Source organism: Gilliamella sp. Gris1-4 (assembly GCF_001690335.1).
GTDB classification, from domain to species: Bacteria; Pseudomonadota; Gammaproteobacteria; order Enterobacterales; family Orbaceae; genus Gilliamella; species Gilliamella apicola_P.
In genome coordinates this window covers 1-597 of the sequence record NZ_LZHA01000031.1, presented here as the reverse complement: position 1 = coordinate 597, position 597 = coordinate 1, and the positions used below count along the sequence as shown (strand labels likewise).

Annotated in this window: 1 rRNA gene; it reads right to left on the bottom strand. The window is 48.2% G+C overall.

Going from position 1 to position 597, the window contains the following annotated elements:
* Positions 1-450: ribosomal RNA gene (locus A9G31_RS03935) — 16S ribosomal RNA — on the bottom strand; the annotation flags it as partial.
* Positions 451-597: the final 147 nt, after the last annotated feature.

Here is a 597-nt window from a genome sequence, read left to right as displayed (position 1 = left end):
CCTTCCTCATCACCGAAAGTACTTTACAACCCGAAGGCCTTCTTCATACACGCGGCATGGCTGCATCAGGGTTTCCCCCATTGTGCAATATTCCCCACTGCTGCCTCCCGTAGGAGTCTGGACCGTGTCTCAGTTCCAGTGTGGCTGGTCATCCTCTCAGACCAGCTAGAGATCGTCGCCTTGGTGAGCCATTACCCCACCAACTAGCTAATCCCATATGGGTTCATCAAATGGCGCATGGCCCGTAGGTCCCATGCTTTGGTCTCTCAACTTTATGCGGTATTAGCAGTCGTTTCCAACTGTTGTCCCCCTCCATTCGGCAGATCCCCATACCTTACTCCCCCGTCCGCCACTCGTCATCAAGTGCAAGCACTCATGTTACCGTTCGACTTGCATGTGTTAAGCCTGCCGCCAGCGTTCAATCTGAGCCATGATCAAACTCTTCAATTTAAAGTTTGATGCTCAATAACTGTCTCTGACATATTCAAATGAATCTTCAGTGTCACTTATCAAGACTTAATTTTTTAGTCCGTAGACTTTAATCTTTCGTCTCGCAAGTGCCCACACAGATTGTCTGTTTCTTCTTTTTAAAGAGCT